The sequence below is a fragment of the Pedobacter sp. genome (genome assembly GCF_035317785.1).
GTDB lineage: Bacteria > Bacteroidota > Bacteroidia > Sphingobacteriales > Sphingobacteriaceae > Pedobacter.
Genome location: NZ_DATHGC010000111.1, coordinates 1 through 8,464 on the forward strand (window position 1 = coordinate 1; position 8,464 = coordinate 8,464).

Here is an 8,464-nt window from a genome sequence, read left to right on the forward strand (position 1 = left end):
GCGTTCCGGTGTGATCCTGACCTTATCCACGCCGGGTTCTAAAATGGCTGCGCCCGGCGCTTTAGCGTACAGCGTAACCTGCGCCGGTAAGGAATCCTTCTCGCGGGTTCTGGCCGCGGAACTGGCGCCTAGAAACATCCGGGTTATCTGCCTCCGTCCCCACGCTATTGCAGACGCACCAGCAGCGGGTTCCTACACGAAGGATCTCTTCAAGACGCTTATCTGGTATAAAGACACTGCCGACGGCCAACCGGTGGAAGAATGGCTACCAGACTCGGCAATGGCCCAAAGCACGATGTTGAAACGTTTGCCGACTCTCTCGGAAGTGGCGGAGACGGCGGCTTTCATGGCTTCGGATCGGGCCGGAGCCATGACAGGAACGGTTGCCAACCTTTCTTGTGGCTCGGTCGTGGATTGACTGAGCCGCAATGACATTGGCAACTGTAAAATCCTGAAATGGAAATTGCGCTAAAATTTTAAGATGATCAAAGAACTTTTTAGACATAACTATGCCATAGCGTACTAACCGGAATCGAAGACATCGATTCCGGTTTTTTTATAACCGGATCTATTGCTATATTGAGCGTTGTGCGCATCTGAGCATCCCAAATGAATTAATTAATGAGAAAGACCTTAATTTTAGCTTTAATCGCAATAATTACAATTGGCTCAATTTGTGCCTTGGTCTACTACATCAAAATGGATGGTTTTTCGTTCTCCTGGATCCTGAATTTCCTGTTGATGCTCTTTGTGACTTTTTTTACCGGGGCACTAAAAAGCCCGCTTACTTCTTCCTACTATAACGAAAAGGGATGGGAGCGGAGAGGGAAAATATACGAACATCTTGGAATCAATTTTTTCAGGAAAATATTGGTCTGGATCGGCTGGGAGGCTGTGATCAGGAAATCTTTCCCCATAGGGAAAAGTACCGGAGCTTTGGTGAATTTACATTATCAAACCAAAAAATCTGAATTAGACCACCTCATCATCTTACTTATCGTCCTTGGATTTAATGTTTTCGTGGCATTCAAATTTGGAGTTCTTAAATCTGTGTGGCTACTGGTATTAAATGTCTTACTAAATCTTTATCCAATTTTTCTTCAACGATATAATCGTCCGCGAATAGAAAGAGCTATAAATTTAAGTAAACGGAGATAAAGAGACTTACATTTATTATATTCCATTCGCCGCCGTCAAAATTATAGGTTTGCCGGAGGTGATCAGTATTGTGTGTTCATGCTGGGCTACAAATCCGCCTTCATTTCCTTTAAAGGCCCAGCCATCTGACATTGTTTTAATGTGTTTAGATCGGGTGGAGATAAATGTTTCAATGGCAACGACCGAATCTTTTCTGAATCGCCTGCTGTCAAAACGGTCGTAATAATTCATGACCCCGTCAGGCGCTTCATGTAAACTTTGTCCAACCCCATGACCACCTAAATCCCGGATAACAGTATATCCTGCTTTTTTGGCTTTGGTTTCTATCAGTTTTCCGATATCAGAGATTTTTACTCCTCCGCTGATTTGAGAAATCGCCTCCAATAATATTTCTTTTGAAGTATCTATCAAATGTTGTATGCCCTGAATATCTTCTCCTACAACAAATGAGCATCCATTATCTGACCAAAAGCCATCCAGTTCGGCGGATACATCAATGTTAATGATATCTCCATTTTTTAGAATGACTTTGTCTGAAGGAACACCATGAGCAAATTCTTTGTTGACGCTGATGCAGCTATAACCCGGGAAACCATAGGTTTCGAATGGGGCAGATTTTGCACCAAGAGCTTCTAATAGTTGTCTTCCGTATTCGTCTATGTCTTTTGTCGACACGCCTGTCCGGGTATACGCTTTCATTTCTTGTAAGGTAATCGCAACAGCTTCGCTCACGCGCTGCATTCCCTTCAGCTCTTCTTCCGTTTTTATAACCATAAAATGATGTTATTCAGTGTTGCGCAAAGCTCGGGGTATTTAAATTGTGCTCATAGTAAATATTAGACATGGGATTATTCTCCCGTCATTGACATTTCCCGTAAATTTGCGACATGCCAATAAATTATCTGAAGAAGATACAATTAGGGGAATTTAATGAGGACGGCTATAGAATCAGCCCTTCAAAAGAGGTTGAATCTATTATTGAAGGATTTTATGTTTTCTCAAGGGATCCAGAGAACAATACACATCTTATTTTCAATGACGGGTTTCCCGTGCTGGTGTTTTTGCAAAGTCGCGAAGATACGGTGGTGGTAACAGGAGAAGGCGATGCTTTCGAAATTAAAGCGGCATGGGCAAGTGCCGGCTCAATCAAGAATGTTTATGTAAAATACAATAATCATACAGACCAGGTTTTTATCGTTCGTTTCTACCCAAGCGCTTTCTATCAATTGTTTGGTTTAAACGCTCAATATTTTAGATATCATCCGGTTACCTCATTTGAATACATCGCAAAGAACAATAACTTCAGCATAGAGGAATTTTTCGAATGTAATTCTGTTGAAGAAAAGGCAGCATTTGTCGGATCGTATGTTCAGTGTTCTTTTACGGGAATCGACACCCCCGGAATCTTAGATAAAACATTGGATTATATCCATAAAATAAAAGGGAAAAGCACTGTACGAAATGTGATCAATGATGTTGGTGTAAACTATAAGTGGCTGGAAAGGAGTTTTGCCCAGCATATTGGACTCTTGCCCAAAGAATACATTCAGCTCCAGCGCTTTATTCATGCATATCTTGACCTGGTTGGATTGGGAGATGTAGATCTGATGCGAATCGCGATATCAAACGGATACTACGACGCAAACCACTTTCTAAAAGATTTTAAAGCCTATACCGGAAAAACACCGCTTGAGTACCTGAAGTTTCTGGTACAGCCTGAAGAACAGCATCAAACAAATTGATTATTTTACTTCCTTTATGGTATTCATGCTTTGTGCCAGATTAATCAGAGGATCGGAAACACTTACTTTTTTTCCGTCGAGCGGTGCATATAATTCAAGACTCGATTTTAATAAGGAGTCTTTTGCAAGGTATTTGATCTCGTCCGGGTTCATGGCCGACCGGTAGAATACCCAGTTTTTATAAGCCAGTTTTTTAGGAATATTGGTTCCCCCGATCCGGAGATCTGTCGTCACTAGTTTTTCGGCTATTGTGCCTTGTAAGGTACTGTCGCAATAAAGCATGGTGACTCCTTTCGCATAATAATGCGTGACAATGACCTTGTGCCATTTATCGTCATTGACAATGCTGGTTCCGCTGACAACTCCCGACCTGGCCGATGAATAGACAAGCCGTCCTTCTTTATTGACCGAGATTGTTCCATTTCCTGCAGCATCGGAAAGCTGCAGCAACGTTCCGGGGTCACCTGTCTTAAAACTAATGGCCGTTGTAAATGGATGTACAACGTGTTCTGGAGTAAATGCTAATGATTTGCTTTCAGATCTGTTTTTAGATGACTTAATATAGGACCCTTTTACACTTTTAGGTATTGGCTTTTTGTTTTCCAGGGCATCAAACAATGAAGGAACGATAGTATAAGACATCTCTGCATGTCCGGCATCGTTTGGATGTAATCCGTCATCCCAATACCCGTTCACCCAGTGACCAGAGAGATCATCTATTGCACCAAGCAGGTTAATACTTGGAACATCCCATCTGTGGATCAATAGGTTCATCTTTTTTATGAAGCTGTAATCCCTTTCATTGTAATCGTTTCGGGTATAGCTATTTGTAATGACCGGTGTATAACCATCGGATCTTGCTTTCCCGATCAGGATTTTGATGTTCTTTTCAAACTGATCGAACATCGGTTGTCCTTTTTCATGAATGCCTTCATTACCCAGGGCCAGTGCAAAAATGACATATTTGCCATTTTGCGGTAAGAAGTCGGTTTTATACCTGTTCAATACTTTTAGGGTGTTGTCGCCTCCGATACTTATATTGACTGTTTCCCATACATAGCCGCCTGGAGAAATACGATTTTTGAGGATATCTGAAAATAAGCTGGTATAACCTTTATGGTTGGTAGCGCCTTGTCCATATGGAACAGAGGAACCGAAATAAATAATCTTTAAGTGGCTTGCGGGCAGTTTTGGCTCCTGGCTTTTTGCACCAAATGACAGGAAGGCCGCTAAAACGCATATTAATCCTTTTTTAAAATAGCTGTATTGCATTTGTTCGTTTAATTTAAGAAAAAGCGCCTGCTTTAGTTCATTCGCATAACATGAAGATAGGCATAAAGCAGATGTTTATGGAGTTACATGGCAAGTACTTTATTCCAAATGTTTTCATTTACAGGAATTCCTTCTTTTAAATTACGGTTTCTGGTCATTAGTGTATTTTCTCCGGGATAGTTAATTGGTTGATCAGGATTAGCCAGTCCGCTACTTTTGGTATAGGCTATTATCTGGTCAGCTAACTGGTTACTGATTTCATTGTTTGCCGGACGGATACTGATAAACACCTGGGATATACCGTATTCCTGTTCGTTGTTGCTGATGTTTTGAGTCGGATTTCCCTGGCTGAGAATGGTTACCAATAAATCCAGCATGAGCGACAGACCGGAGCCTTTCCAAAAGCCAACCGGCAGCAGCCTTTTCGAATTGATGATGTCGGCAGCACTGGTACTTAGATTTCCTTCTGCATCGTATCCGCCGGGAAGCGGCAATTCTTCATTGTTTGATTGATATTGCATCAATTTCCCCACTGAATATTGCGACATCGCCATATCTAAAACGACATCCCCCTCTTTGCGCGGCACGGCAATGACCAGTGGGTTATTGCCCAGACGGGCATCAGTGCCACCCCAGGGCGGCATATTTGCAATGGTATTGGTGAAGCAAATTCCTATGCATCCTTCATTCACTGCCTGCCAGCCATAAGTGCCGCCCCGCATCCAGTGATTTGTATTGCGGAGCGCTACACAGCCAATGCCGTTCTCTTTAGCCAAATTGATAGCCCTGTTCATACAAAATTGGGCATTTAACATTCCGGGTGCCAGATTCCCGTTCCATTGCTCGATTAAGCCGTTGTGACTTTCGAGTGTGGGTTCGGCATCTCCGTTGACCAACTTGAGCCTTATCATTTCTATAAAACCCGGAAAACGGTTTAAGCCATGTGTATATACTCCATCCCGGCTATTTTCAGCAAAAATAGCAGCACACTGCCGGGCTTTAGCTTCGGTAAATCCTTCTTTAAGCAAGATTCCTGAAAATGTTGCCTGCATGGTTTCAAATGATATCCTCACGATATGATCTTTTTAACAATTCTTCTGATAAACAATATGGAAACTTAATGTAGAAATAATTCACTAATATTTGTTCACCTTAATAAAGATATTGAACACTTGAATCTGCTGTGCTAAAATAGTTAATGTTCTTACCAGAGCGAATGTATTGGATCAGGAAACACTTAAGTGCCGTTTGTTAATAATTCGGGAAAATTTAGTTAATATTGAATGTGTTCTTTTGCAAAACAACAGGGAAATCCATATGCATCAGGAAAGGGTAAATAATTCAGGGGAGATTCAGCTGCTGATTGCACTTAAATCGGGAGACCGTTCGGCATTTGAAAAAATTTACCATAGTTATAGCCCCAGAATTTACCTGAATATTCTAAAAATGGTCAAATCTGTTGACGATGCGCAGGAAATTCTGCAGGATGTGTTCGTTAAGGTTTGGGAGAAACGGGAACTGATTGATCCCGAACAGGCTTTTAAAGCTTATTTGTTCCAGATTTCCAGGTTCACTGTATACAATTTCATCCGTAAGGTAAACCTGGACAAAAAGCTAAAGGCTTACCTGGCCCATGAAAATTCTGAGCTGTACACCCATATTGAAGAAACCATTGCCTGCCGGGAAAACGACCAGTTTATTTTGAATGCCATTGAAGAGCTGCCCCCGCAGCGCAAACAGATTTACAAGTTGTGCAAGATTGAAGGCAAAAGTTATATAGAGGTAGGCAAACTGCTGGGCATTTCTTCCTCTACCATTAACGATCATATTGTTAAAGCAACAAAGTTCCTGAAAGACCGCCATTCTTCTTTTGGGGCCGCAGTCACGATAACTGTAATTTCACTCTTCTTAAAAAATCTCTGAATACCCCCTATCGTCAGTTTAAGGCACATTTAAAAAATATTTGCAATTATTTTATTTTAGAGCAGATGTTCGCCCCTTTCCAGGTGTATTAGCAAGAAACGGATAAGACTTGGAAAATTTAGAAAAACTAAAAACCTCTTTTTATAAATACCTTAACAATGAGTTGGGCGAAGCGGATGCACGCCAATTTCTTGAACACCTGCAATCTGGAACTGACAGCGCGGCTTTTTTACTGCTGATTGAAAATAGTTTAGACAGCCCCCTTGCAGATCAGCTGCTGGACAAACCGGAGCTGCTGAGCATATTAAACCAATCCTTTGCAAGGATAACGGATAAGATTGATGCTAAACCCAAGAAAAGCCCGATGCGTTTATGGCCACGTATGGCCGCAAGTATCGCCGCTATGCTTACTTTAATAGCACTTGGCATTTACTTCTTTAATGCTAAAAATGCAGAACCAAATAATGGCTTTACCGTGTCGCAAGATGTGGCTCCCGGAAAGATCGGTGCCACATTAACACTGGCCAATGGAAAAAAGATCAGGTTATCTGATGCGGCAAAGGGCGAGATCGCCAGGGAAGCGGGTATCAGGGTAAGCAAAACTGCAGATGGACAACTGCTTTACGAGATCGGTGAAGGTTCAGGAGATCCCGGTAAGCTCAATAAACTGAGTACAGCTAAAGGTGAAACCTATATGGTTACCTTACCTGATAAATCCAGGGTATGGATGAATGCGGCTTCAAGTTTAACTTATGCCACAAGCTTACATGAACCTCAGCGCAGGGTAAACCTTGAGGGGGAAGCTTATTTTGAGGTGGCTGAAGATAAGGTCCATCCTTTCATCGTAGAAACCGAAGGCCAAAAGATTGAAGTATTGGGCACACATTTTAATGTTAATGCTTATACGGATGAGGAAACGGTGACTACTACCCTTTTGCAGGGAAGTGTAAAAGTCTCTGGTAAACCGGGATCCAAAATGTTAAAACCGGGTGATCAGTCGTCCCTTGATCAACATTCCATCTCAGTTGCCAGGGTAGATACCGAACGGGCAATAGCCTGGAAGAACAGTAAGTTTCTTTTTGAAAACGATGACATACAGTACATCATGCGCATGATCGCCCGCTGGTATGACGTGGATGTGGTTTATACCGGAGAAATGCCAACCGAGAAATTTGGCGGTGGTGTATCCCGTTTTGACCATGCTTCTCAGGTGCTGAAGATATTGGAGTCTACGGGAGGGGCACATTTTAAAATTGAGGGCCGGAAAATTCTGGTATCAAAATAAATAAGCTATAAATAATAGACAAATTGTTAAACTTAAAATTAAACATATGAAAAAAGATTTACGATAAAGCCCCAGGTAGCCGTAAAAACCAGAAAACCAGAAGTGTTACTAGCACCTCTGGTTAAAGTTCGGTGTACGTCAATAAATTAACCATTAACCGCAGCTGCCCTTTGTTTTCGAGGCAACAGGCATACTGCTTAACCAAACAAGTACTAATGTATAGAATTTATACGAAGAAACTGGTCATGCCCGAATGGCATGCCTTCAAAATTTTGCTGATTATGCGATTAACCACCGTGATATTAATAGCATCCTTTATGCAGGTTAGTGCCTCAACACTGGCTCAAAAAATCAGTCTGTCTAAAACAAATGCTTCTTTAAAAGCAGTAATTAAAGAGATCAGGGCACAAAGCGGTTATGAATTCATTTACACAGAAAGCGTTTTAAAAGAAGCAATACCTGTAACGATCAACGTTAAAGGACTTAACTTCGACGAGGTACTGGAACAGGTTTTCAGGAACCAGCCGCTGCGCTTTTCTATAGACAGCAAAACAGTCATCATCAGGCAAAAAGACAAAAGTTTATTTGAGCAACAAGCTGCCCGATTTCAGGCTGTTGATGTTCGCGGCAAGGTCTTGGACGAAAACGGTCAGCCGATGTATGGGGCCACAGTAAGGGTTAAGGGCACGAGCAGAGTAGTAACAACAGATGGCGAGGGTATATTTACACTTAAGGGTATAGATGAGAACGCGATACTCGAGGTTTCTTATTTGGGTTACCAGGTAACAGCGCTTAAAGTGACCAAAGAGACCCGGGAGCTTACGATCAGGCTGGTGCTTGCCGACAGCAAACTGAATGAGGTAGTAGTTACTGCCTTGGGTATCAAGAGAGAAGAAAGGGCATTAGGCTATGCCATTACTAAAATAGACAGCAATCAGATTACCAATGCGCCATCCGGAAACTGGATAGATGCACTTTCGGGAAAAGTAGCAGGTTTAAACATGGTAAGGTCAAACGGAGGCCCGGCCGGTTCAAACAAGATTATTTTGCGTGGCGAGAGCAACCTGACAGGAGGAGCTGACAA

General features: G+C 42.1%; 9 protein-coding genes. 6 read left to right on the forward strand and 3 right to left on the reverse strand.

Translation table 11 applies throughout. The features are described 5' to 3' along the window. Positions 1-10: 10 nt before the first annotated feature. Positions 11-418, forward strand: coding sequence for an SDR family oxidoreductase (locus VK541_RS25805; RefSeq protein WP_414692609.1), 408 nt, complete (start codon positions 11-13; stop codon positions 416-418). Between the two features lie 203 nt (positions 419-621). Continuing rightward, positions 622-1,158 (forward strand): hypothetical protein, encoded by a 537-nt coding sequence (locus tag VK541_RS06660; protein WP_324368164.1) that lies wholly within the window; start codon positions 622-624, stop codon positions 1,156-1,158. 15 nt (positions 1,159-1,173) lie between these two features. On the opposite strand, the gene map is transcribed toward VK541_RS06660, so the two are convergent. After that, a complete protein-coding gene (map, locus tag VK541_RS06665) occupies positions 1,174-1,932 on the reverse strand; it encodes a type I methionyl aminopeptidase (protein WP_324368166.1) in 759 nt (252 codons plus the stop codon). A gap of 113 nt (positions 1,933-2,045) precedes the next feature. Between map and VK541_RS06670 the strand changes: the two genes are divergently transcribed. Next, positions 2,046-2,900, forward strand: coding sequence for a helix-turn-helix domain-containing protein (locus VK541_RS06670; RefSeq protein WP_324368168.1), 855 nt, complete (start codon positions 2,046-2,048; stop codon positions 2,898-2,900). Here VK541_RS06670 and VK541_RS06675 read toward each other — a convergent pair whose 3' ends face one another. Together VK541_RS06675 and yiaK are read right to left on the reverse strand one after the other, a co-directional pair. Next, positions 2,901-4,172, reverse strand: a complete 1,272-nt coding sequence (locus VK541_RS06675; protein WP_324368170.1) for a GDSL-type esterase/lipase family protein — start codon at positions 4,170-4,172, stop codon at positions 2,901-2,903. It lies immediately after the preceding gene. A gap of 83 nt (positions 4,173-4,255) precedes the next feature. Continuing rightward, positions 4,256-5,245, reverse strand: a complete 990-nt coding sequence (yiaK, locus tag VK541_RS06680; RefSeq protein WP_324368172.1) for a 3-dehydro-L-gulonate 2-dehydrogenase — start codon at positions 5,243-5,245, stop codon at positions 4,256-4,258. 244 nt (positions 5,246-5,489) lie between these two features. Between yiaK and VK541_RS06685 the strand changes: the two genes are divergently transcribed. From VK541_RS06685 to VK541_RS06695, 3 genes are all read left to right on the forward strand, one after another. Continuing rightward, positions 5,490-6,095 carry an RNA polymerase sigma-70 factor gene (locus VK541_RS06685; RefSeq protein WP_324368174.1) on the forward strand — a complete coding sequence of 202 codons (606 nt, stop codon included), beginning with the start codon at positions 5,490-5,492 and terminating at the stop codon, positions 6,093-6,095. 109 nt (positions 6,096-6,204) lie between these two features. Continuing rightward, the gene (locus VK541_RS06690) at positions 6,205-7,380 is read left to right on the forward strand and encodes a FecR domain-containing protein (protein WP_324368176.1); all 1,176 of its coding nucleotides are present in this window, start codon (positions 6,205-6,207) and stop codon (positions 7,378-7,380) included. Between the two features lie 215 nt (positions 7,381-7,595). Beyond that, positions 7,596-8,464, forward strand: an 869-nt coding sequence (locus VK541_RS06695) for an STN domain-containing protein (RefSeq protein WP_324368178.1), incomplete at its 3' end; no start/stop codon positions are given.

Bases quoted from the DNA above. Each gene is read 5' to 3' on its own strand.
- VK541_RS06670 (WP_324368168.1), top strand. From the start codon at position 2,046: ATGCCAATAAATTATCTGAAGAAGATACAATTAGGGGAATTTAATGAG.
- VK541_RS06675 (WP_324368170.1), bottom strand. From the start codon at position 4,172: ATGCAATACAGCTATTTTAAAAAAGGATTAATATGCGTTTTAGCGGCC.
- VK541_RS06685 (WP_324368174.1), top strand. From the start codon at position 5,490: ATGCATCAGGAAAGGGTAAATAATTCAGGGGAGATTCAGCTGCTGATT.
- VK541_RS06660 (WP_324368164.1), top strand. From the start codon at position 622: ATGAGAAAGACCTTAATTTTAGCTTTAATCGCAATAATTACAATTGGC.
- map (WP_324368166.1), bottom strand. From the start codon at position 1,932: ATGGTTATAAAAACGGAAGAAGAGCTGAAGGGAATGCAGCGCGTGAGC.